Here is a 22,559-nt window from a genome sequence, read left to right on the forward strand (position 1 = left end):
CCGCGCCCGGCGCCGCGCCTGACCACACACGCACGCCGGAGCGTCAGGCTTCGACCCCGGGGGTGAGCGGGGCGCGCGTGAGCGCCAGCCCGCCGTCGGGGTCGAGCCTGGCCGCCAGGCGCACCAGCCAGGCGTCGGCCGCGGCCGGATGGTCCTCGCGGTAGTGGCCACCGCGGCTCTCGGTGCGGGCCGACGCCGTCGCGGTGAGCACCGAGGCGACCTGGTGCAGGTTGGTCGTCTCCCACTCGGCGGTCTGCGGTGACGCGACGACGCCGGGGGCCGCGTCCGGCGTCGTCGGCACGCCCGCGAGGCCGGCGGCGGCGACGTCGAGGTCGGCGCCCGTGCGGATGACGCCCGGGCCCTTCTGCGCGAGGCGCTGGATGCGCGGGCGCGCCGCCGCGGCGCACAGGCCCGCCGGCCCGGACCGCTCGACCGGCTCGACGCGCGGCAGCTCCCCCGCGGCCAGCCGGGTGGCGACGTCGTCGGCAGCGCGGTGCGCGAAGACCAGGCCCTCCAGCAGCGAGTTCGACGCGAGCCGGTTCGCCCCGTGCACGCCCGTGCAGGCCACCTCGCCCGCCGCGTAGAGCCCGGGCACGTCCGAGCGACCGACGAGGTCCGTCAGCACGCCGCCGGAGTGGAAATGGTGCGCCGGCGCCACGGGCACCAGGTCGGACGCGAGGTCGATGCCCTCGGCCAGCAGCCGCGCGTGGATCGTCGGGAAGCGCTCGTGCACGAAGTCCGCGTCCAGGTGCCGGCAGTCGAGGTAGACGTGGTCGGCGCCCGTGGCGGCCATCCGGCGCACGATGGCGTGCGCGACGACGTCGCGCGGCGCGAGCTCGGCGAGCGGGTGGATGTCGGGCATGAACCGCACGCCGTCGGTGTCCACGAGCAGCGCGCCCTCACCACGGACGGCCTCGCTCACGAGCGGCAGCTGCCCCTTGGCGCCGGCCCCCAGCCAGAGCACCGTCGGGTGGAACTGGACGAACTCCATGTCCGCGACCGTCGCGCCCGCGCGCAGGGCCGCGGCCAGGCCGTCGCCCGTGGCCAGCGACGGGTTCGTCGAGGACGGGTACACCTGCCCGATGCCGCCCGTCGCCAGCAGCACCGCCGGCGCGAGGGCCGCGCCCACGCCGTCGCGCGACCCGGCCCCCATGACGTGCAGGGTGACGCCGCAGATCGGGCCGGGGCCGCCGTCGGGGCCGGGGGCACCCGTGAGCAGGTCGAGGACCAGGGCGTGCTCGATGACCTCGATGCCGGGGTCGTTGCGGACGGCCTCGATGCGCGCGACCAGCGCGCGGCTGATCTCCGCGCCCGTCGCGTCGCCGCCCGCGTGCGCGATGCGTCGCGTGCCGTGCCCGCCCTCGCGGGTCAGCGAGATCTCCCCGGCCGCGTCGAGGTCGAACGCCGCGCCCAGCCCGGCGAGCTCGCGCACCCGCGCCGGCCCCTCGGTGACCAGCACCTCGACCGCGGCGGGGTCGCACAGGCCGGCGCCCGCGACGAGCGTGTCCGCCAGGTGCGCGTCGGGGGTGTCGCGCGGGTCGAGGGCCGCGGCGATGCCGCCCTGCGCCCAGATCGTCGAGCCCGACGCGAGCACGCTCTTGGTGATGAGCAGGACGCGCGGTCCGCGCGCACGCAGCGCGAGGGCCGCCGTCAGCCCGGCGATGCCGGAGCCCACCACGACGACGTCCGCGGTCGCCGTCCAGCCTGGCTGGGGGGCGAGCAGACGCCGCGCGAACCTCACCGGGGGCCGGGAGCCCAGGCGATGGCGGCCGTGTGCATGCCCTCGGGGGCCGCACCGGGGTCGCCGTCGATGCTCACGATGCGGTTGGCGGCGTCGACGTGCACGACGCTCGGGTTGTACGTGCGGGCCTCGTGGTCCGGCAGCATCGCGTACGCGATGACGATGACCATGTCCCCCGGGTGGATCAGGTGCGCCGCCGCGCCGTTGACGCACACGACGCCGGAGCCCGGGTCGCCCGCGATGGCGTAGGTGGTCAGGCGCGCGCCGTTCGTCACGTCGACGACGTCGACCTGCTGGCCCGGCAGGATGCCGGAGGCTGCGAGCAGGTCGGCGTCGAGGGTGATCGAGCCCACGTAGTCCAGCTCGGCGGCGGTCACGATGGCGCGGTGGATCTTGCCCACCATCATCGTCCGCAGCCAGCCCTGCGTCGGTGCCGACATCACCCCTCCTTCCCGATCCGGCTCGTGCGGGTCGTGCCGCTCGTGTGGTTCGCCTGCGTCACAGCACCACCATCGTATTGTCGATCAGCCGGGTGCTGCCCACCCGGGCCGCGAGCGCGAGCAGCGCGGGCCCCGCATGGTCGTCCCCGACCTCGGTCATGGTGTCGGCGTCGACGAGGGCGACGTAGTCGGTCGTCACCCCCGGCTCGGCGGCCAGCACCTCCTCGGCGGCGCGCCGCACGCCGGCCGCACCCGAGCCCTGCTCGGCGGCCGCCTGCGCGGCGAGCACCGCCTCGTACAACGCCCGCGCGTGCTCCCGCTGTTCCCCGTCGAGGTAGGCGTTGCGCGAGGAGAGCGCGACGCCGTCGGTGTCCCGCACGATGGGCGCGGCCACGACCTCGACCGGGACGTCGAGGTCGCGCACCATGCGGCGGATCGCGGCGAGCTGCTGGGCGTCCTTCTGGCCGAAGATCGCGACGTCGGGCCGCGTCAGGTGCATGAGCTTGAGCACGACGGTGAGCACGCCGTCGAAGTGGCCGGGCCGGACGGCGCCCTCGAGCACGTCGGCGACCGGTCCCGCGTGCACGGTGACCAGCGGCTGGGTCGGGTACACCGTGGCGACGTCCGGGGCGAACACCAGGTCCGCGCCCGCGCCGGCGAGCAGGCGCACGTCGCCGTCGAGGTCGCGCGGGTAGCTCTCCAGGTCCTCCCCCGCCCCGAACTGGAGCGGGTTGACGAAGATCGTCACCACGACCTGGTCGGCCAGCTCGCGTGCCCGCCGCACCAGGGACAGGTGCCCCTCGTGCAGGGCGCCCATCGTCATCACGACGGCTCGTCGCCCCACCGGCGCCACGAGCGCCTCGGCGAGCTCCGCACGCGTGCGCACGACGCGCGGGGCCGTCGTCGGCCGGGGGTCCATGGTCGTCATCGCTCCTCCTGGGTGCTGCCGGCGCCGCCGGGCGGGTCGGCGAGGACGTCGAGCAGGGCGGCCGCCTGCTCGGGGCGCAGCCGGCCACCGGCCAGCGCCCGGGTGGTCGCGGCGCGCGCGAGGACGCGGTAGGCGGCGGGCACGTCGGCCGTGGACGGGTCGCGGCCCGCGAGCCGCGCGAGCTCGGCCAGGTGCGCCTGCACCGTGCGCACGTCGGCGCGCACCACCGGCCCGGTGAGCGAGGCGACGCCGCTGGCGCCCGCCGTCGTGCCGCTCGAGGCGGCCGACGACGCGCGGACCGCACCGTCCAGGGCCGCGCCGAGCAGGGGCCCGAGCACGCGGTCGGGGGCCGCGACGCCCGCGGCCGCCAGGGCCTGCGCCGCCTGGGCCACCAGGACCACCAGGTGGTTCGCGGCGTGCGCGAGCGCCGCGTGGTAGAGCGGCCGGTCCTCCTCGGCGACGACGACGGGCTCGCCGCCGAGCTCCACGACGAGCGCCTGAGCGATGGGCAGCACCGGCGTCGGCGCCGTGACCGCGAACGTGCACCCCACGAGCCGCGCGACGTCCAGCGACGTGCCCGTGAAGGTCATCGCGGGGTGCAGCGCGAGCGGGATCGCGCCGGCCGCGCGCGCCGGGGCGAGCACGCCGGTGCCGAGCGCGCCGGCCGTGTGCACGACCAGCTGACCCGGCTGCCAGCGGCCGAGGGTCGCGAGCCCGGTGACCAGGTCCGCGAGCGCGTCGTCGGGCACGGTGAGCAGCACCAGCTCGGCGCGCTCCACGACCTCGGGCACGTCGAGCACCGGCACCCCCGGGAGCAGCGCCTCGATCCGCTCGCGGCTCGCCGCGGAGACCCCGCTCGCGCCGACGACGGCGTGGCCGGCCGCGCGCAGCGCGTTGCCGAGCACGGCGCCCACCCGGCCCGCGCCGACGATGCCCACCCCGAGCCGGTCGCTCACGCGGGCGTCGCCCCCCGGGCCATCCACCGCTCGGGCACCGCGGTGGCGCGCGCCGCCCGCGCCCGGGCCGCCTGGTCGTCGAGGAGACGTCCGGCGACGTGCGCGTCCAGGTGCGGCACGACTGGCACGACGGGCCCGGGCGTGGAGTGCAGGTGCACGCTCGCGATGCCCAGCCGGCGCTGGAGGGGGCCCTGCTCGACGCCGAGGGACTGGGTGCGCTCGTGCGGCACCACGGTGAGCGTCCGGACGAGCCAGCCGCCCCGGACCAGGACGGCCCGGCCGGTGAGGGCCACGCCGTGGCGTCGCCACGTGAGGGGGTCGAGCCAGCGGGCCTGCCGCGGCGGGGTCACGAACCCGTGCCCCTCACCCGAGCCCGCGAGCGCCGCGTCCAGCAGCGGGCGGGGGTCGCCCTCGACGCCGAGGTCGGGCAGGACGAGCCAGAGCGCGAGCAGCGCCTCCTGCCGGTCGCCGACCGGCAGGAGCACCGACTCGACCTGGCGGCCGCCGTTCTCCGACGAGCCCGTGCCGTACCCGGCGACGTTCATCTGCACGCGCCACCAGTCCTTGCCGCGCCACAACAGCCCCTGCGTCAGCCGCACGGCCTGGACGCGCCCCGGGGGCACCGTCTGGGCCCGGGCCTCGAGCAGACCGTGCCGCAGCCGGATGCCGTCCGGCGACATGGCCACGCGGAAGCCGAACTCCCCGGCGAACCGCTGCCACACGTAGCCGCCGGCGCCGAGCGCCGCGGGGAGCATCGCGACGAGGCCCCCGGGCTCGCCCGTGGCGATCGCGGCGACCGCGAGCCCGACGAGCGCGAGGACGGACACCAGGACGCTGCCGGAGCGCACCAGCGACGCCAGGAGCCGGCCGGGCGTGACGTGCACGATCTCGCGCTCGGGGGCGACGGGGATGCCAAGGCCGGGCCCCGCCGTCGGCGCAGGGCCGCCCGGGCCGGCCGCGGACGCGCCGGGTGGCGGCGGCACCGGCGGCACCCCCGCCGCGGCGTCGACGGGCTCGACCGGGAGGACGTGCGGCGCGCCGGCCCCCGCGGCGGGCACCGGCGAGCCGGCGAGGGCCGCACCGGCCCCCGACGGACCGATCCGCAGCCCGGCGGCGCGGGCGAGGAGCTCGGCCCGGAGCTCCTGCGCGTGCTGCTCGCGCAGGAAGGCCAGGCGCACCGCGGAGTCGGCACCCCCGGCGACCTCGATCTTCAGCTCGGCCAGCCCGAACACGCGACCCAGCAGGGGCTGCACGACGTCGATGGCCTGGATGCGGTCCAGGCGGGCGGTCCGCTGCTGCCGGAAGAGCACCCCCGTGTGCAGGAAGACGGCCGTCTCGTCGACCGCGTACCGGCTCATCCGCCACGCGATGGCCGCGTAGCCGGTGGCCAGGAGCAGGACGGCGAGCGGCACGGCCCCGACGGCCCACCAGCCGACCGAGCTCAGCACCTCCCAGGTCCCCGAGAGGTTGTCGCCGGCCTGCTGCCCGAGGACGACGAGCAGGACGAGCAGCACCTTCCAGCCCTTGACCACGGGCGTGACGGGGTGGAACCGGCGCCAGACGCGCGGGTCGCCGTCGGCCGGGGCCACCGGTGCCGACGGGACGGGTGCCTCGCTCACAGCCCGGCCAGCCGGGCCTCGCCGCGCTCGGCGAGGCGGTCGCGGAGCCGGTCGGCCTCGGTCGGCGGCAGCCCGGGGATCGCGGCGTCGCTCGCGGGGGAAGCCGTGTGCAGCTGCACCTTCGCGATGCCGCCCCAGCGGTCCAGCGGGCCGGCCTGCACGTCCACGAACTGCATGCGGCCGTAGGGCACCACGACGAGCGTGCGGAACATGATGCCCTTGCGGATCAGCAGGTCGTCGTCGCGCTCGGCGTAGCCCAGCGCGCGGACCTGCCGCGGGACGAGGATCGCGAGCCACGCGGCGAACGCGGCCACCGCCGCCGGGACCGCCCACAGGCCCGGCACGCCCACGAGCGCCGCGACGACCACCGACGCCACCAGGGGCAGGCCGAGGCTCAGCGCGAGCGAGATGAGGCGGACCGTGACGAGCTTCGGCGACACCGGCTGCCAGGTCACGCCCGGCGGGTCGAACGGGCCCGCCGAGGTGGGCGGGGTCGGCGGCGCGGCAGGGGACGCTGCGTCGGGGGCGGCCGGGGACGCTGCCGGGGTGGGCCAGGGCTCGGTCATGGCGGCCATCCTTGCACTGTCGCCCGGCCGCGCCGGGGGCCGCTCGGCCCGGGCGGGCGTCAGGCGGCGCTGCCCGCGGCGGACGCGCCCGGGCCCCCCTCGTCGTCCTCGGGCGGGGGCACCTCGCACCAGCGCTCCGCCACCAGCCCGACCACCGCCAGCACGACGGCGGCCAGCGCGGACACCCCCGCGCTCAGGGCGACGTCGCGCCGTCCGGCGATGTCCAGGTCCCCGGCGAGGAGCACGACCAGCACCTGGGCGGCGTACCAGCCGAAGAGCAGCCCGCCGGTGTAGGCGGACGCGGAGGCGAGGACGACGGTCCGCGCGGCGAGCAGGACGTCGAAGCCCGGGCGCTTGCCGCGCACGTACTGCCGCACGTTCCACGCCAGCACGCCGACGACCGCGGCGATGAGGAGCACCGCCACCCAGGCGATCGGCGGGACGGGCAGGAGCGTGCCGCCGCGGCTCTCCAGGAGCCGGAGCGCCGTGAACGACAGCAGCGTCGACGCGAGCGCGATCGCGAGGACGCGAGCCCGGGACGTCCGCCGCATCAGCCCGCCGTCCACCAGTCGAGGTTCACCCAGCGCACGCCCTCCCGGTCGGGCGCGGTCTCGGCGAGCGCCGCCACCGGACCGCCGCCGAGGCCCGGCAGGACGGCACCCGGGTCCACCTGCGCCCACGGGAGCAGGACGAACGCCCGCTCGTGGGCGCGCGGGTGGGGCAGCTCGAGGTCGTCCGTGACGCCGATCGTGGAGCCGTGCACGATGACGTCGACGTCCAGCGTGCGCGGACCCCAGCGCTCGGCGCGGACCCGGCCGAGGCCGGCCTCGACCTCCAGGCACGCATGGAGCAGCGCGCGCGGGCTGAGGACCGTGCCGACCAGGACGACCGTGTTGAGGAAGTCGGGCTGCTCGGGCCCGCCGACGGCGGCGGTGCGCGCCAGCGGTCCGACCGCGGACACCTCGATGCCGGGCACGTCCGCGAGCGCCCGGACGGCCGCGCGGAGCGTGTCCTGGCTCGCGCCGACGTTGGAGCCGAGCGCGAGCACCGCCTGCACCGGGGCCTCGGGTGCCACGTCCATCCGGTCCGACGGCGGCGGCGCGGCCGCGTGCTGCCCGCGCGGGGCGGGCGCGTCGCCGCCCGGGCCGGGCAGTGCGGCGTCGGCCGGGGCACCGGCCGCCGGGTCCAGCGGGTCGGGCACGAGGGCCGGGACGTCGAACGGGTCGGCCGCGGGCCCCGCCTCGAGCGGGGACGTCACCTCGGGGCCGGGCGCACCTGAGGAGGCCGCGCCGGTGGGCAGCACGAGGTCCGCGATCGTCGGGGGCACAGCGCCGACCGGCACAGCACCGACCGGCACAGCACCAACCGCGACGCCGCCGACCGGCGCGACGGCGACCGCAGGCGCGGGGGGCAGCGGCGCCACCGGGGGCGGCTCGGGCGCGTCCGACAGCGGCGACCAGGTCGGCATCGGCGCCAGGGCCTCGGGCGGCATCGGCGCGGGCGGCAGCGGAGCGGGCGGCATCGGCGCGGGCGGCAGCGGAGCGGGCGGCAGCGGCGCGACGGGGGGCGCGACGACGTCGGGCACCCCGGCCCCGGCCGTCAGGTCCAGGACCCCCGGCGCCGGCACCGCGGGGGGCGTCGCGCGGTCCCGGTGGATCTCGACCGTCACGTCCGTGAACGGCACGGGGATGGGCGCCTGCGGCTTGTGCAGGACGACGTCGACCGCGGACACCCGCGGGTCGGCGAGCAGCGCCGCCGCGATGCGTTCGGCGACGGTCTCGATGAGGTCCGCGGGCGCCCCCGCCAGGATCTCCGTGACCCGCACCGCCACCGACGCGTAGTCGACCGTGGCGTCGAGCCGGTCCCCCGCCGCCGCCTCCCGCGTGTCCACGTGGAGCACGACGTCGGCGACGAAGGTCTGGCCGTCGCGGCGCTCGGCCGGGAGCACCCCGTGGTACCCCGTCGCGGAGACGCCCGTGAGGCGGATCAGGTCAGCCACGTCGCCCACCCTGCCCTTCGTCGTGCTGCTCGTCGTTCCGGTCGCCGTGCTCGTCGTCGTGCCCGTCGCTGTGTCCGTCGTCGTGCGGCGCGTCGTCGGGCCGATCGCGCCGCGCGGCCAACCATGCCGCACCGACCCGCACCGCGTCTGCCGAGCCGGGCACGTCGTGCACGCGCACGCACCACGCGCCCGCGGCCGCGCACAGCGCGCTCACGGCCGCCGTCGCCAGGTCCCGCGCGTCGGGCGGGGCGGGCTCCCCGTCCGGCCCGGCCAGGAGGTGGCCCAGGAAGCGCTTGCGGGACGCGCCCACGAGCAGGGGCCGACCCAGGCCGGCCAGCACGTCGAGGTTGGCCAGCAGCGGCCAGTTGTCGCGGCCGGGCTTGGCGAACCCGAGCCCCGGGTCGAGCACCACCTGGTCGAGGCGGACACCGGCCGCCAGCAGCTCGTCCAGCCGTCGCGCGAGCTCGTCCCGCACGTCCGTCACGACGTCGTCGTAGTCGGCGAGCGCGTCCATCACGTCGGCGTGCCCGCGCCAGTGCATCGCCACGTAGACCACCCCGGTCTCGGCGACCACCGAGCGCATGCCCGCGTCGGCGAGACCGCCCGAGACGTCGTTGACGACGCTGGCCCCCGCCTCGACGGCCGCGCGGGCGACCCCGGGGCGCGTGGTGTCGACGCTGACGACGGCGCCCTCCGCCGCGAGCGCGTGGACCACCGGCAGCACCCGGCGGCGCTCCTCGTCCTCGTCCACGCGCGGCGCGCCCGGGCGGGTGGACTCCCCGCCCACGTCGAGCAGGTCCGCGCCCTGCGCGCGCAGCTCGAGGCCGTGCGCGATGGCGCGGTCGCGGTCGAACCACCGCCCGCCGTCGCTGAACGAGTCGGGCGTCACGTTCACCACGCCCATGACGAGCGTCCGGTCGAGACCGGTCAGGTTGGCGGGCAGGGGCGCCGGGTGCCTCACGCGCGCCTCACCGGCCGATGATCAGGCTCATCGCCTCGGCGCGCGTGGCCGGGTTGCGCAGCTGCCCGCGCACGGCCGACGTCACCGTGTGCGAGCCCGGCTTGCGCACGCCCCGCATGGTCATGCACAGGTGCTCGCAGTCGACGACGACGAGCACGCCCCCGGGCGCCAGCACCTCGACGAGCGTGTCCGCGATCTGCGACGTGAGCCGCTCCTGCACCTGCGGGCGGCGCGCGTAGAGGTCGACCAGCCGCGCGATCTTCGACAGGCCGGTGACCCGCCCGTCCGGCCCGGGGATGTAGGCCACGTGCGCGACGCCGTGGAAGGGCACCAGGTGGTGCTCGCACGTGGAGTACACGGCGATGTCCTTGACCAGGATCATCTCCTCGTGCCCGAGCTCGAAGGTCGTCGCGAGGATCTCGCGCGGGTCCTGGTACAGCCCGGCGAAGGTCTCCGCGTACGCGCGGGCGACCCGGGCCGGCGTCTCGCGCAGACCGTCGCGGTCGGGGTCCTCCCCGATCGCCAGCAGCAGCTCACGGACGGCCGCCTCGGCCCGCGGCGCGTCGTAGTGCGGCTCGGGCGGGACGGCCAGGTCGGGCTCGCCGGGGAGCGGGACGTCGTCGGGCAGGTCGGTCATCGCGGCCCTCCTCAGCCGAGCCGGCCGGGGTCCACGGACCCCCCGGGCGGCACCTCGCCGACCGGGCCGGCCGGGTGCTCCGGGCGGGCGCCCGCCGCCTCGTCCTGCGGCACCTCCTCGGGCGTGCCCGCAGGGGCGCCGTCGGCCGCCGCGGCGGACCCGTTGCCGTCGCGCAGCTCCTTCGGGGTGCGCACCGGCGGCAGGTCGGAGACGGGCCGGTCGGGGCTCGACAGCCACACCTCGCGCGGCTCGCGCTTGACCACCGGCGCGAAGATCTCCGCGAGCTGCGCCTGGTTCAGCGTCTCCCGCTCCAGCAGCTCGGTGACCAGGGTGTCGAGGACCTCGCGGTACGCGTTGAGGATCTCCCACGCCTCGTCGTGCGCGAAGTCCACGAGGCGCCGCACCTCGCCGTCGACGACGGCCGCGATCTCCTCCGAGTAGTCGCGCGTGTGGCCCATGTCGCGGCCGAGGAACACCTCGCCGTCCCCCTGACCCACGCGGACCGCCCCGACGCGCTCGCTCATGCCGTACTGCGTGACCATCTTGCGCGCGACGGCGGTGGCCTTCTCGATGTCGTTCGAGGCGCCCGTGGTGGGGTCGTGGAAGACGACCTCCTCCGCCACGCGGCCGCCCATCGCGTAGGCGAGCTGGTCGAGCAGCTCGTTGCGGGTCGTGGAGTACTTGTCCTCGCTCGGCATGACCATCGTGTAGCCCAGCGCCCGGCCGCGCGGCAGGATCGTCACCTTCGTCACCGGGTCCGTGTACCGCAGCGCGGCCGCGACGAGCGCGTGCCCACCCTCGTGGTACGCGGTGATCTTCTTCTCCTTCTCGTTCATCAGCCGGGTCCGCTTCTGCGGGCCGGCGATGACGCGGTCGATCGCCTCGTCGAGGTGGTGGTTGGTGATGAGCTGACCGTTCGTGCGCGCGGTCAGCAACGCGGCCTCGTTGAGGACGTTCGCCAGGTCGGCGCCCGTGAAGCCCGGCGTGCGCTTGGCGACGGCGCGCAGGTCGACGTCGGAGGCCAGGGGCTTGCCCTTGCCGTGCACCTGGAGGATCTTCTCGCGCCCGAGGAGGTCCGGGGCGTCCACGGAGATCTGCCGGTCGAACCGGCCCGGGCGCAGCAGGGCGGGGTCGAGGATGTCGGGCCGGTTGGTCGCCGCGATGAGGATGACGGACGTGTTGACGTCGAAGCCGTCCATCTCGACGAGCATCTGGTTCAGCGTCTGCTCGCGCTCGTCGTGCCCGCCGCCCAGGCCCGCGCCGCGGTGCCGGCCGACGGCGTCGATCTCGTCCACGAAGATGATCGACGGCGCGTTCTGCTTGGCCTGCTCGAAGAGGTCCCGCACGCGCGAGGCGCCGACCCCGACGAACATCTCGACGAAGTCCGAGCCGGAGATCGAGTAGAACGGCACGCCCGCCTCGCCCGCGACCGCGCGGGCCAGCAGCGTCTTGCCCGTACCGGGCTGGCCGTACAGCAGCACGCCCTTGGGGATCTTGGCGCCGACCGCCTGGAACTTGCCCGGGTCGGCGAGGAAGTCCTTGATCTCCTCGAGCTCCTCGACGGCCTCGTCGACGCCCGCCACGTCGGCGAACGTGACCTGCGGCTTCTCCTTGCTGACGAGCTTCGCGCGCGACTTGCCGAACTGCATGACGCGCGAGCCGCCGCCCTGCATCCGGGACATCAGGAACCAGAACAGGCCCAGGATGATGACGAACGGCAGCAGCAGCGACAGCAGGCTGACCCACCACGACGTCTGCGGGACCTCGGAGTTGTAGCCCTTCTCGAGGTCCGCCGAGGCCAGCGCCTCCGCGACCATCGGGCCCTGCGGGGTCACGTAGTAGAACTGCACCCGCAGGCCCTTGTCCTCGAACTCCTCGCGCAGCACCAGGTCGACGCGCTGCTGGCCGTCGACGATCTTGGCCTGCTCCACGGTGTCGCCCGCGAGCAGGGCGAGGCCGTCGGAGGTGTCGATGCGCTGGACGCCCGACGTCATGAAGGACTGGGCCCCCAGCCAGAGGATGAGGACGGCGAGGGCGATCCAGATCACGGGGCCGCGGGCGAGGCGCTTGAGGTTCATCGGCGACGGGCCGGGGCCCGATCCCTTCTGGACGGTGGAGGCTCTCCCAGCACGCTACCGTGCGCCTCACCGCGGCCCGGCCGGTGTTCGCCCAGGGCGTCAGGTCCCCACAGGGCCCTCACATCCGGGGCCCTCGCCTCGCGTGCGTCAGTCCGCGTAGACGTGCGGGGCGAGCGTGCCGACGAACGGCAGGTTGCGGTACTTCTCGGCGTAGTCCAGGCCGTACCCGACGACGAACTCGCTCGGGATGTCGAAGCCCACGTACCGCACGGACACGTCGACCTTGGCGGCCTCGGGCTTGCGCAGCAGCGCCGCGATCTCCACGGACGCCGCCCCGCGCGTGCGCAGGTTCGACAGCAGCCACGACAGCGTGAGGCCGGAGTCGATGATGTCCTCGACGATGAGGACGTGCCGGCCCGTGAGGTCGGTGTCGAGGTCCTTGAGGATCCGCACGACGCCCGACGACGACGTGCCCGCGCCGTAGGACGACACGGCCATCCAGTCCATCTCCACCGCGGAGTGCAGGTGCCGCGACAGGTCTGCCATGACCATGACGGCGCCCTTGAGCACACCGACCAGCAGCAGGTCCCGGCCCGCGTAGTCGGCGTCGATCTGCGCGGCCATCTCGGCCAGGCGCGCGTCGATCTGCTCGCGGTCCAGGAGCACCCGCTCCAGGTCCTGACCCATGTCGTCGACGTCCACCGAATGCTCCTCCTCGTGTGATGCGAGGGTCAGCCTGCCATACCTTCGGGCCACCCGAACGCCGCCCGGAAGACTGACCGGCCCCTGCCCGCGCCAGTTCGTGACGAGCGCGTCGACGGCCGTCACGTGGCGCCGCGTCAGGGCCCCCGCGGGGGCCCCCGCCCGGACCAGGAAGGCCCGCAGCGCACGACGGCGGACGGCGGCCGGCGCGACGGCCAGCACGCCGACGTCCGGCCCGGCGTCGGCCCCGGCGTCCGGCCCGGCGTCGGCCGGCGCGGCCCCACCGACGCACGCCGCGGCCAGCAGCGCGTCGGCGAGCGGGTCGAGCGCCTCCGCGTCCTCGCGCAGCTGCTCGGCCGTGCGCGCGAGCGCCTCCGCGACGCCCGGGCCCAGCACGTCCTCGAGCACCGGCAGGGCCTCGTGCCGGACCCGGCTGCGCACCGGCAGGTCGCCGTCGTCGGGCACCGCGCGGTTCCCCGCGCCGTCCGCCGCGCCGTCCGCGGGGCCGTTCGTCGGGTCGTGCCAGGGCGCCAGCCCGAGGGCCGCGCACGCCCGCAGCGTCCCCGCGCGTCGGACGCCCAGGAACGGCCGGCGCCACGGGCCGCGCCGCGCGGGCATGCCGGCGAGCGACCGCGCGCCCGAGCCCCGGGCCAGCCCCAGCAGCACCGACTCGGCCTGGTCGTCGAGGGTGTGCCCGAGGAGCACGACGCCCGCGCCGTGCCGCTCGGCCGCCTGCTCCAGGGCCGCGTACCGGGCCGCCCGCGCACCGGCCTCGGGGCCGCCGTCGGGCCGCACCGTCACCGCGACGACCTCCACGGGGTCCAGGCCGAGCCCCCGGCAGACGTCGGCGGCCCGGGCGGCCACGACGTCGCTGCCCGCCTGGAGCCCGTGGTCCACGACGACGGCGCCCGCCCGCCAGGCCGCGCGTCGGGCCTCGAACGCGAGCGCCGCGGCCAGGGCGAGCGAGTCCGCGCCGCCCGAGCAGGCGACGAGGACCGTCGCGCCCGGCGACAGGTCCGCGAGCGCCTCACGGACCCGACGGCGCTGCTCGGCGACGTCCGGGTCGAGCCGCCCGACCGGCCCCGCCGGCCCGAACGGCCCCGCCGGCGTCTGCGTCACGGCACGCCCACCTCAGCCGACGCGCCGCAGCCACGCCGCCGGGTCGGCGATCTCGCCCGGCAGCGGCAGGCCCTCGGGCGAGGCCCAGGCCGCGTCGAGCACGTCCCGCCCGCCCCGACGGCGCACTGCCCGCACGAACGCCGCCCCGCCGCGGTACTGGGCGAGCTTGGCGTCCAGCCCGAGCAGCCGCCGCAGCAGCAGGTCGCCCGGCGCCGTGCTCGAGCGCCGCGCCTCCATGCGCCTGCGCAGCGTCCGTGCCGACGGGATCGCGCGCGCGGCGGCGTCCATCGTCACGTCCGCGTGGCCCTCGAGCAGCGACATCACCGCGGTCAGGCGCTCCACGCGCTCGCGCTGCCCGGCCGGCAGGACGTCGAGGAACGACCACTGGTCGCGCGTCCCGCCGCGCAGCGCCCGGACGACGCCCGTCAGGAGCGCCCCCGCCTCGGCGGTCGCCGGCGTCGACTCGACCTCGGCCAGCAGCCCGGCGAGCTCGCCCCGGAGGTGGTCGGCGAGCCACGGCGCGGCCGCGAACTGCAGCGCGTGCGTCTGCTCGTGCACGCACACCCACAGCCGGAAGTCGTCCCGCGGGACGCGCATCGTCCGCTCCGCGCGCAGCACGTTCGGCGCCACGAGCACCAGGCGCCCGTCCCCGGTGTACGGGTCGTACTGCCCGAGCACGCGCGTGGCCAGGAGCGTCAGGAGGCCTGCGGCCTGCGCCGTCGGGCCTGGGATCGGCCGCCCGCCCGCGATCCCCGTGAACGACGACGCCGCGGCCCGCGCCCAGCCCGCCCGGTCCACCACGAGCACCTGCGCGGGTTCGGTCCGGGCGCCCGGCGACTCGAGCGCGTGGTCGAGGCGGGCCGCGCGTCGGGCGAGCTCGCGGGCACGGACCGCCGACGACCGCAGCGTCGCGACCAGCTCGGCCGCCTCGTCCCCCGAGGGTGCGGTGCCCGCCGGGACGAGCGTGCCGGCGAGGCGACCGGCGGCGGCCCAGTCGACGGTCGGGGTGGGGCGGCTCATCCGCCCACGCTAACCGGCCGCGGCCGGCGGCACGGCCGCGAGCCGGGTCACGAGCTCGTCGATCGCGGCCCGCGGACGGTCCTGCCCGACGGCGCCCGTCGCGTCCGCCATGACCGCGAACGCCAGCAGCCGCCCGCCCTGGGTGAGCACCGTGCCGGCCAGCGACGTCACGCCGGGCAGGCTGCCGGTCTTGGCGCGGACGAGGCCGCGCGCCGGGCCCTGCCCGAACCTGTCGAGCAGCGTCCCCGTCCAGCCGCCGACGGCCAGGTCGTCCACGACGGGCAGGAGCTCCGGGTGCGCGGGCGAGCCGGCGAGCACCAGCACGTCGACCAGCAGGTCGGCGGGGATCCGGGACCCCGCGGCCAGGCCGCTGCAGTCCGCGATCACGGTGCCCGTGGTGTCCAGGCCCAGCCCGGCGACGGTCCCGACGACGGCGCGCGTCGCGCCCTCGAAGCTCGCCGCCTCCCCCGTGGCGATGGCGACCAGGCGCCCGAGCACCTCGGCGATCGTGTTCTCCGACTCCTGCACGGTCAGCCGCACGATCTCCCGCATCGACGCGGACTCCACGGCGCCGAGGCGCGTCGCCCCCTCGGGCGCGGTCATCCGCACCGGGTCGCCGACGACGGCGACGCCGCGCTCCCCCAGGGCGCGCGCCAGCTGCCGCGCGGCCTCCAGGGCCGGGTCGGGCTGCCGGACGGAGTACGGGTGGTCGCTCGTGTGGCCGATGTCGATCGCGAGCGCGGAGATCGGGGCGACGTAGCGGTTGTGGTCCGGCGCCCAGCCGGGGTTCCACGACGGGCCGGTGAAGAGCGTGTCGTCGAGACCGAGCGTCACCTGCGTGACGCCCGCGGCGGTGAGGGCCTGGGCGACCTGTGCGGCGAGGTCCGCCAGCCCGGCCCGCCCGTTGACGGCCGCCGGGTCGCCGGCGCCCGCGGCGAGCATCATGTCGCCGCCGCCGACGAGGACGATCGTGCCGGGCGCCGCCTGCACGACGCTCGTCGTGAGCGTCGCGTCGGGGCCGAGGACCTCCGTGGCGGCCGCGGCGGTGAGGATCTTGGTCGTCGACGCGGGCTCCTGCGGCTGCCGGCCGCCCACGTCCGCGATCACCTGCCCGGTCAGGACGTCCGTCACGACGACGGTCGTCGAGCTGCCGAGCCGCGGGTCGGCGACGGCGGTCGCCGCGAGCGCGGCGACGGCCTCGCCCGAGGGCAGCGGCGCCTGCGGGTCCAGCTCCCCGAGGACCGCCGCGACGTCGGGCGCCGGCGCCACGTCCGCCGTCGGGAAGGGGGCGGGGGTGGGCGGGGGCGAGGCGAGCGTGAGCCGGCCGGGGGCGACGTCGTAGGCGTCGGCGACGGCGTAGCCGCCCGCGCCCAGCACCAGGAGGACGGCCGTCGTCCCGACCGCCCACCGCGCACCCCGTGCCATCGCCTGCCTGCCTCCGTCGTTGTGCCGTTGGTCGCCGCCGTGCGTCACACTAATGATCGGCACGCCCGCCCGGCCCACCGGCCGCGCGTCGGGACGTGCCCGGCAGCGAGCGAAGGAGAGCCGTGGAGTTCGACGTCACCATCGAGATCCCCAAGGGCCAGCGCAACAAGTACGAGCTGGACCACGCGACGGGTCGGATCCGCCTGGACCGGATGCTCTTCACCTCGACCCGCTACCCGGACGACTACGGGTTCATCGAGGGGACGCTCGGCGAGGACGGCGACCCGCTGGACGCGCTGGTGCTGCTCGAGGAGCCCACGTTCCCCGGCTGCCTGATCCGCTGCCGCGCGCTCGGCATGTTCCGCATGCGCGACGAGGCCGGCGGCGACGACAAGGTGCTGTGCGTGCCGGCCGGCGACCAGCGCGCCTCGTGGCGCCAGGACATCGACGACGTGTCCGAGTTCCACCGCCTGGAGATCCAGCACTTCTTCGAGGTCTACAAGGACCTGGAGCCGGGCAAGTCCGTCGAGGGCGCCCACTGGGCCGACCGCGCCGCCGCCGAGGCCGAGATCCAGGCCAGCCGCCAGCGCGCCATCGACGCGGGCTACACCACCCGCCCGACCGCCCACTGACCGGGCCCCGCCTGCCCAGCCCCGACCCAGCCCGCCCGCGAGACGCGGGTGGTCGCCACGCGGCACGGCACTCAGTCCGCCAGGACCCGGGTGCGCCGCAGCGCGCCGGGGGGCAACCGCGCCCGGAGCCGACGCGCGAGAGCGATCGGGTCGCGCACGTCCGCCGCGGTCAGCCTGATCACCCGCCAGCCCGCCTCCTCGATGGCGTCCTGACGGCGCTTCTCGGCGAGGACGATGGCGGTGGTTGCACCGCCGTACTTGGCGACGCCGTCGTACTCCGCGGCCATGCGCCACGCCGGCCACCCGAGGTCCACCCAGAAGGTGCCGAGGTGCGTACCGACAGGCACCTGGGTGACCGGGGCGGGCAGCCCCGCACGGATCAGCGACCACCGCGCAACGCTCTCGCCGGCGGACTCCGCACCATCGTCGGCAGCCGCCACGACGTCGCGCGCGCACCGCACGCCACGCCCACCCCGCGCGGCCGCCACCAGGGTCTCGAGGACGTCGCGTCGTGCACCGGCGGCGAGGGCAGCATCCGCCACGACGAGACCGCCGCGGGCATCCAGCGTTCTCGCGCAATCCACGACGGTGCGCTCGAGTGTCGTGACGACGAGGCCCCGGCGTTCCGCGATGCCCTCGGTCGGCTTGCCCACGTCGTGGCGCGCGATGTCACGCGAGGTGTCTCCAGCCCGCGAGGACGACACGAGGATGTGTGTCCGTTCCGGCAGGCGGTAGAGCGGAAGCCCCCAGATCGCTGCAGCGGTGGCATGGCTGAAAACGGCCGTGGCGGAGGTCTGCAGGTCAACGGCGACGGCGGTCGCCAGGACGAGCTGTCGTGCACGCCTATGGACGTCGTCGTCGAGTTCGGCGGTCTCGACGTAGGCCCCGCGCCGTATTCGTAGCCATGCCCCACGGGTCACCTGAGCACGTGCGACGCCTGGCGCGATCTCCCGGTCGAGGAACACCGCAGGAATCGCCAGGCGGGCGTACGGCAGCGGGTCGGGGGCGGACAGTCGGCGTGGCACCCGACGAGCCTCGCGCAGGCGTCCGTACCCCCACGCTTCATCCACAGCCATCTGGGCACCCGCGCGGTGTCCCCGGCCACCGCCAGGACAGGTACGCCTCGGCCAGACCGAGGCATTGGTTCCAGACCGAGGGCTTGAGCCCTCGGCTTCACATCAAGCCCTCGGGTTCGGCGTTGGGAGCGGCAGGTACGGGCTACGCGGGATGGGGCAGGGCCGGCGGGGTGAGGGGCAGCCCGGGGCGCTGGGCGGGGGTTACGGGCGGGCCGCGTAGGGCATGGTGCTCTGCCAGCGGATGTTGACCACGCGGACCGGGACGCCGGGGCGGCTCGCCTCGACCATCTGACCGTTCCCGATGAACATCGCCACGTGGTAGACGCTGCCCGGGTCGGCGGCGTTCGTGCCCCAGGCGATCAGGTCGCCGGGCCGCATCTGGTCGTAGGGCACCTTGTAGTACGAACGGTACTGGTCGCGCGACGTGCGGTTGATCGACAGCCCCGCGTTCTGCCACGCGCGCATGGTCAGGCCCGAGCAGTCGAAGCTGTCCGGCCCGCTGGCGCCGTAGACGTACGCCTTGCCCACCTGCTGCAGCGCCCACGCGACGGCCGCCGCGCCCTGGTCGGCGGTCCCGCGCTGGGAGCCGGTCCCGACGCCGTACGGGTCGCTCGGCGGGGCGGGCGGGTTGACCGGCGGGGCCGGCGGGTTGACCGGTGGCGGCGTCGGGGTGCCCGGCGCCGGCGGCGGGGTCGTGGTGGGCGGGGTCGTCGGCTGACCGCCGCCCGAGCCTCCCGAGCCGCCCGAGCCTCCGGTGGCGGGCGGCGTCGCGCCACCCCCGCCCGACGACGGGCGTCCGTTCTGGGCCGCGGCGTCGGCGCGGGCCTGCCGCTCGGCCTCGAGCTGGGCTTGGCGGGCGCGCTCGACGTCGATCGACGTCTGCCGCAGCTCGGCGAGCCGGGCGACGAGCGTCTCCCGCTCCGCGGCGATGCGGTCGACCTCGGCCTCGGCGGCGGTCTGGAGCTCCTGCGCCTGCGCGAGGGCGTCCTCGGCCGCGTCGGCGGCGGCCGACGCGTCGGCGACCGCCTGGTCGGCGAGGTCGGCGAGCGTCGAGCCCACCACCTCGGCCGCCTGGAAGCGCTGGACGGCGCGGTCGGCGCGGTCGCCCATGTGGTCGAGGGCCGTCGTGCGCGCGACGTAGTCCTCGTAGCCGTCGGACGTCAGCATCGCGCCGAGCGAGTCCATGGCACCGCCGGAGCGGTAGGCCTCCAGCGCGATGGCGCCGAGCTCGTCGCGGGCCTGCTCGACGTCGGCCTCGGCGGCCTCGGCGCGCTGCTGGGCCTCTGCGGCGGCGGCGTCGGCGGCGTCGCGCTCGACGAGGGCCGCGGTGTAGTCCTCCGCCGCCTGTGCGACGGCGACCCAGGCGGCGTCGAGCGCGGCCGACTGCTCGGCGAGCTGCAGCTCGATGGCGGCGACCTGGGCGGCGGTTCCGGCGACGGCGGCCCGCGCCTCGTCGACGTCGTCGTCCGTGACGGGGTCAGCTGCGGCTCCCGCGCCGGCGAGGCCGAGCACGGCGACCAGAGCGGCCGTCAGTCCGGCGCGACCGCGCTCGCGACGGTGCTCGCGGCCGCGCTCGCGACGGTGCACACGGGCACTCCCCGTCATCCCGGCTCCTCTCGTGGCTGTCCGACGCTACCCGCGTCTGTCACACAAGTGAACTCTTGTCACACCAGTCACACCCGTACGGCCTAGTCACTCATCGGCGCGCGACGGCACCGACGTGAGCGCTTCCCACGATGCGAGACGGGCGTTTCACGAGGGATGGACACCGACCTACCCTGGCCGCATGTTCCTCCACCGAATGTGCCGCTGACCCGCGCACGTTCGGTGGTGTGCCCACTGACCGGTAGGACGTCGTCGCTCCCCCGAGGAGCACACCGACGGACCGGCAGCACCGGCACCGAGCCTCACGTGCACCCTGTCCCAGTCCCGTCCTTCGGGCTGCCCGGGTCAGTGCGCTGACGGTGGGCCGCCCTGCACCCGCAGACCGACCCGCAGACCTGCCCCCACCCGCAGACCACCGTCAGGAGCACCCGATGAGCACGCAGAACTGGTCTTTCGAGACCCGCCAGATCCACGCCGGCCAGCAGCCCGACCCCGCCACCGGTGCCCGTGCGCTGCCGATCTACCAGACGACCTCGTTCGTCTTCCCCGACGCCGGCACCGCCGCCGCCCGGTTCGCGCTGCAGGACCTCGGCCCGATCTACACGCGCATCGGCAACCCGACGCAGTCGGTGGTCGAGGACCGCATCGCCAGCCTCGAGGGTGGCGTCGGCGCGCTGCTGGTGGCCTCCGGCCAGGCCGCGGAGACCTTCGCGATCCTCAACATCGCCGAGGCGGGCGACCACGTCGTCGCGAGCGCGAGCCTGTACGGCGGCACGTACAACCTGCTGCACTACACGCTGCCCAAGCTCGGCATCGAGACGACGTTCGTCACCGACCCGCACGACCCGCAGGCCTGGCGCGACGCCGTCCGCCCGAACACCAAGCTGTTCTTCGGCGAGACCATCCCGAACCCGCAGTCCGACGTCCTGGACATCGCGACCGTCGCCGGCATCGCGCACGAGGTCGGCGTCCCGCTCATCGTCGACAACACGATCGCGACGCCGTACCTCATCCGCCCGCTCGAGTGGGGCGCCGACATCGTGGTCCACTCGGCCACCAAGTACCTGGGCGGCCACGGCACGGCGATCGGCGGCGTCATCGTCGACGGCGGCTCGTTCGACTTCGCCCAGCACCCCGAGCGGTTCCCGAACTACAACACCCCCGACCCCAGCTACCACGGCCTCGTGTTCGCACGGGACCTCGGCGTCGGCGGCCTCTTCCCGGTGAACCTGTCGTTCATCCTCAAGGCCCGCGTGCAGCTGCTGCGCGACCTCGGCTCGGCGATCTCGCCGTTCAACGCCTTCCTCATCGCGCAGGGCCTGGAGACCCTCTCCCTGCGCATCGAGCGGCACGTCGAGAACGCGCAGAAGGTGGCGCAGTGGCTCGAGGCGCGCGACGACGTCGTGCGCGTGCACTACGCCGGGCTCCCCTCCTCGCCCTGGTACGCCAACGCGCAGAAGTACGCCCCGCGCGGCGCGGGCGCGGTGCTCGCGTTCGAGATCGACGGCGGCGCGGAGGCCGGCAAGGCCTTCGTCGACGCGCTCGAGCTCCACTCGAACGTCGCGAACATCGGCGACGTGCGTTCGCTCGTCATCCACCCGGCGTCGACGACGCACTCCCAGCTGACGCCCGAGGAGCAGGCGCTGTCCGGCGTGACGCCGGGCCTCGTCCGCCTGGCGGTGGGCCTGGAGCACATCGACGACATCCTGGCCGACCTCGACGCCGGCTTCCGGGCAGCCAAGGGCGCGTGACATGTCCGTGGACGCCTCGCGCCGGCGCGGGCCGCGCACCGTAGGTTTGCATCTCGTGCAGACCGATGGCGTGGCCGCGCCGGGCGAGGGTCCCGGGCAGGCTCCCGGCGCGCCGTCGACGGCGGAGCGCTGGGCCCCTGCCTGGGCCGCCGGCGACGACCTGCCGCCCGCGAGCGCCGCGTGGCGCGAGGGCGACCCCACCGGGCGCCGGCAGTTCCTCGAGATCGGTGACCTGCCGCTGGAGTCCGGCGCGACGCTCCCCGGCGTCCGGCTCGCCTACGAGACCTGGGGCACGCTCAACGCGGCCGGCGACAACGCGGTCCTCGTCGAGCACGCACTGACCGGCGACTCGCACGTCACCGGCCCCGCCGAGCCCGGGCACCCGACCGAGGGCTGGTGGGACAGCCTCGTCGGCCCCGGCCGGCCCATCGACACCGACACGTGGTTCGTGGTGGCGCCCAACGTCGTCGGCGGCTGCCAGGGCAGCACCGGCCCGGCCAGCACCGCGCCTGACGGGCGTCCGTGGGGCGCCCGCTTCCCGTCGGTCACCGTGCGCGACCAGGTCGCCGCGGAGATCGCCCTGACCGACGCGCTCGGCATCGACAGCTGGGCCCTGGTCATCGGCGCCTCGATGGGCGGCATGCGCGTCCTGGAGTGGGCGGTCACCGCGCCGTCGCGCGTGCGCGGCATCGCCCCGATCGCGACGACGGCGGCCAGCACCGGCGACCAGATCGCCTGGGCCCACCCGCAGCTCGCCGCCATCCGCGCGGACGCGGGCTGGCAGGGCGGGGACTACTACGACGCCGCCCCCGGTCAGGGTCCGCACGTCGGCCTCGGCATCGCGCGCCAGATCGCGCACACCACGTACCGCAGCGCGCTCGAGCTGGACGAGCGCTTCGGCCGGCTGGTGCAGGACGGCGAGGACCCCGCCACGGGCGGGCGGTACGCCGTGCAGTCCTACCTGGACCACCACGCGCGCAAGCTGGCGTGGCGGTTCGACGCGAACAGCTACCTGGTCCTCACCGAGTCGATCCTGTCGCACGACGTCGGGCGGGGCCGTGGCGGCGTCCCGGCGGCCCTGGCCGAGGTGACCGCCCGCGCGCTGGTGATCGCGGTCGACAGCGACCGGCTCTACCTGCCGTCCCAGTCCGAGGAGATCGCGGCCGGCATCGCGGGCGCGGACGGCGTGCACTACGTGCGCTCGGACTTCGGGCACGACGGCTTCCTCGTGGAGCGCGACCAGGTCGGCGCGATGGTCTCGGCCTTCCTCGCCACGCACTGAGGTCCGCGGCGTCGCCGGGACG

Annotated in this window: 19 protein-coding genes and 1 pseudogene; 3 read left to right on the forward strand and 17 right to left on the reverse strand. The window is 76.1% G+C overall.

All coding sequences use genetic code 11. The annotated features are described in order from the left end of the window. Window positions 1-43: 43 nt before the first annotated feature. The 15 genes and pseudogenes from AFE02nite_RS08790 to dacB form a co-directional block, all read right to left on the reverse strand. The gene (locus tag AFE02nite_RS08790; protein WP_261765552.1) at window positions 44-1,741 is read right to left on the reverse strand and encodes an L-aspartate oxidase; all 1,698 of its coding nucleotides are present in this window, start codon (window positions 1,739-1,741) and stop codon (window positions 44-46) included. Then, entirely contained in the window at window positions 1,738-2,181 is a 444-nt protein-coding gene (panD, locus tag AFE02nite_RS08795) for an aspartate 1-decarboxylase (RefSeq protein WP_146819454.1), read from the reverse strand. The genes AFE02nite_RS08790 and panD overlap by 4 nt, the downstream gene beginning before the upstream one ends. A gap of 58 nt (window positions 2,182-2,239) precedes the next feature. Further along, window positions 2,240-3,109, reverse strand: a complete 870-nt coding sequence (panC, locus tag AFE02nite_RS08800) for a pantoate--beta-alanine ligase (protein WP_034249322.1) — start codon at window positions 3,107-3,109, stop codon at window positions 2,240-2,242. After that, complete coding sequence (locus AFE02nite_RS08805) at window positions 3,106-4,065, reverse strand: Rossmann-like and DUF2520 domain-containing protein (RefSeq protein ID WP_146819455.1); 960 nt, start codon at window positions 4,063-4,065, stop codon at window positions 3,106-3,108. The genes panC and AFE02nite_RS08805 overlap by 4 nt, the downstream gene beginning before the upstream one ends. Next, the gene (locus AFE02nite_RS08810) at window positions 4,062-5,684 is read right to left on the reverse strand and encodes a PH domain-containing protein (protein ID WP_186814510.1); all 1,623 of its coding nucleotides are present in this window, start codon (window positions 5,682-5,684) and stop codon (window positions 4,062-4,064) included. The genes AFE02nite_RS08805 and AFE02nite_RS08810 overlap by 4 nt, the downstream gene beginning before the upstream one ends. Further along, on the reverse strand, window positions 5,681-6,250 hold the full coding sequence (locus tag AFE02nite_RS08815; RefSeq protein ID WP_222594363.1) for a PH domain-containing protein: 570 nt from the start codon (window positions 6,248-6,250) through the stop codon (window positions 5,681-5,683). Before AFE02nite_RS08815 ends, AFE02nite_RS08810 begins: the two co-directional genes overlap by 4 nt. Before the next feature lie 59 nt (window positions 6,251-6,309). Further along, window positions 6,310-6,816 carry a DUF3180 domain-containing protein gene (locus AFE02nite_RS08820; RefSeq protein ID WP_261765553.1) on the reverse strand — a complete coding sequence of 169 codons (507 nt, stop codon included), beginning with the start codon at window positions 6,814-6,816 and terminating at the stop codon, window positions 6,310-6,312. After that, window positions 6,801-8,249: a 2-amino-4-hydroxy-6-hydroxymethyldihydropteridine diphosphokinase gene (gene folK, locus AFE02nite_RS08825; RefSeq protein ID WP_222594364.1), complete on the reverse strand. Its 1,449-nt coding sequence runs from the start codon at window positions 8,247-8,249 to the stop codon at window positions 6,801-6,803. Before folK ends, AFE02nite_RS08820 begins: the two co-directional genes overlap by 16 nt. Next, the gene (folP, locus tag AFE02nite_RS08830; protein ID WP_146819495.1) at window positions 8,242-9,153 is read right to left on the reverse strand and encodes a dihydropteroate synthase; all 912 of its coding nucleotides are present in this window, start codon (window positions 9,151-9,153) and stop codon (window positions 8,242-8,244) included. Before folP ends, folK begins: the two co-directional genes overlap by 8 nt. 64 nt (window positions 9,154-9,217) lie before the next feature. After that, the gene (folE, locus tag AFE02nite_RS08835; protein WP_034249664.1) at window positions 9,218-9,847 is read right to left on the reverse strand and encodes a GTP cyclohydrolase I FolE; all 630 of its coding nucleotides are present in this window, start codon (window positions 9,845-9,847) and stop codon (window positions 9,218-9,220) included. Between the two features lie 11 nt (window positions 9,848-9,858). Next, a complete protein-coding gene (ftsH, locus tag AFE02nite_RS08840; protein WP_146819458.1) occupies window positions 9,859-11,925 on the reverse strand; it encodes an ATP-dependent zinc metalloprotease FtsH in 2,067 nt (688 codons plus the stop codon). Window positions 11,926-12,072: 147 nt separating this feature from the next. After that, the gene (hpt, locus tag AFE02nite_RS17605) at window positions 12,073-12,627 is read right to left on the reverse strand and encodes a hypoxanthine phosphoribosyltransferase (RefSeq protein ID WP_034249271.1); all 555 of its coding nucleotides are present in this window, start codon (window positions 12,625-12,627) and stop codon (window positions 12,073-12,075) included. A 90-nt stretch (window positions 12,628-12,717) separates the two neighbouring features. Next, a pseudogene (gene tilS / locus AFE02nite_RS08845) lies at window positions 12,718-13,746 on the reverse strand (tRNA lysidine(34) synthetase TilS); the annotation flags it as partial. Window positions 13,747-13,758: 12 nt separating this feature from the next. After that, window positions 13,759-14,766, reverse strand: a complete 1,008-nt coding sequence (locus tag AFE02nite_RS08850) for a zinc-dependent metalloprotease (protein ID WP_146819460.1) — start codon at window positions 14,764-14,766, stop codon at window positions 13,759-13,761. 9 nt (window positions 14,767-14,775) lie between these two features. Next, window positions 14,776-16,191, reverse strand: a complete 1,416-nt coding sequence (gene dacB, locus AFE02nite_RS08855) for a D-alanyl-D-alanine carboxypeptidase/D-alanyl-D-alanine endopeptidase (RefSeq protein ID WP_146819461.1) — start codon at window positions 16,189-16,191, stop codon at window positions 14,776-14,778. A 122-nt stretch (window positions 16,192-16,313) separates the two neighbouring features. Between dacB and AFE02nite_RS08860 the strand changes: the two genes are divergently transcribed. Then, window positions 16,314-16,823, forward strand: coding sequence for an inorganic diphosphatase (locus tag AFE02nite_RS08860; protein ID WP_034249016.1), 510 nt, complete (start codon window positions 16,314-16,316; stop codon window positions 16,821-16,823). Between the two features lie 71 nt (window positions 16,824-16,894). On the opposite strand, the gene AFE02nite_RS08865 is transcribed toward AFE02nite_RS08860, so the two are convergent. After that, on the reverse strand, window positions 16,895-17,848 hold the full coding sequence (locus tag AFE02nite_RS08865) for a hypothetical protein (protein ID WP_146819462.1): 954 nt from the start codon (window positions 17,846-17,848) through the stop codon (window positions 16,895-16,897). 252 nt (window positions 17,849-18,100) lie between these two features. Then, a complete protein-coding gene (locus tag AFE02nite_RS08870) occupies window positions 18,101-19,504 on the reverse strand; it encodes a C40 family peptidase (protein ID WP_146819463.1) in 1,404 nt (467 codons plus the stop codon). A gap of 431 nt (window positions 19,505-19,935) precedes the next feature. On the opposite strand from AFE02nite_RS08870, the gene AFE02nite_RS08875 reads away from it, so the two are divergent. Both AFE02nite_RS08875 and metX read left to right on the forward strand, forming a co-directional pair. Continuing rightward, on the forward strand, window positions 19,936-21,255 hold the full coding sequence (locus AFE02nite_RS08875) for a bifunctional o-acetylhomoserine/o-acetylserine sulfhydrylase (protein ID WP_034248680.1): 1,320 nt from the start codon (window positions 19,936-19,938) through the stop codon (window positions 21,253-21,255). 55 nt (window positions 21,256-21,310) lie between these two features. Beyond that, a complete protein-coding gene (gene metX / locus AFE02nite_RS08880; protein ID WP_407643093.1) occupies window positions 21,311-22,537 on the forward strand; it encodes a homoserine O-acetyltransferase MetX in 1,227 nt (408 codons plus the stop codon). Window positions 22,538-22,559 lie beyond the last annotated feature (22 nt).

Source organism: Actinotalea fermentans (assembly GCF_007991475.1).
Lineage (GTDB): Bacteria > Actinomycetota > Actinomycetes > Actinomycetales > Cellulomonadaceae > Actinotalea > Actinotalea fermentans.

Excerpts from the sequence above, each read along its gene's own strand:
- panD (WP_146819454.1), bottom strand. The coding sequence starts at position 2,181 with ATGTCGGCACCGACGCAGGGCTGGCTGCGGACGATGATGGTGGGCAAG.
- panC (WP_034249322.1), bottom strand. The coding sequence starts at position 3,109 with ATGACGACCATGGACCCCCGGCCGACGACGGCCCCGCGCGTCGTGCGC.
- AFE02nite_RS08815 (WP_222594363.1), bottom strand. The coding sequence starts at position 6,250 with ATGACCGAGCCCTGGCCCACCCCGGCAGCGTCCCCGGCCGCCCCCGAC.
- folP (WP_146819495.1), bottom strand. The coding sequence starts at position 9,153 with ATGGGCGTGGTGAACGTGACGCCCGACTCGTTCAGCGACGGCGGGCGG.
- folE (WP_034249664.1), bottom strand. The coding sequence starts at position 9,847 with ATGACCGACCTGCCCGACGACGTCCCGCTCCCCGGCGAGCCCGACCTG.
- ftsH (WP_146819458.1), bottom strand. The coding sequence starts at position 11,925 with ATGAACCTCAAGCGCCTCGCCCGCGGCCCCGTGATCTGGATCGCCCTC.
- AFE02nite_RS08850 (WP_146819460.1), bottom strand. The coding sequence starts at position 14,766 with ATGAGCCGCCCCACCCCGACCGTCGACTGGGCCGCCGCCGGTCGCCTC.
- dacB (WP_146819461.1), bottom strand. The coding sequence starts at position 16,191 with ATGGCACGGGGTGCGCGGTGGGCGGTCGGGACGACGGCCGTCCTCCTG.
- AFE02nite_RS08870 (WP_146819463.1), bottom strand. The coding sequence starts at position 19,504 with ATGACGGGGAGTGCCCGTGTGCACCGTCGCGAGCGCGGCCGCGAGCAC.
- AFE02nite_RS08875 (WP_034248680.1), top strand. The coding sequence starts at position 19,936 with ATGAGCACGCAGAACTGGTCTTTCGAGACCCGCCAGATCCACGCCGGC.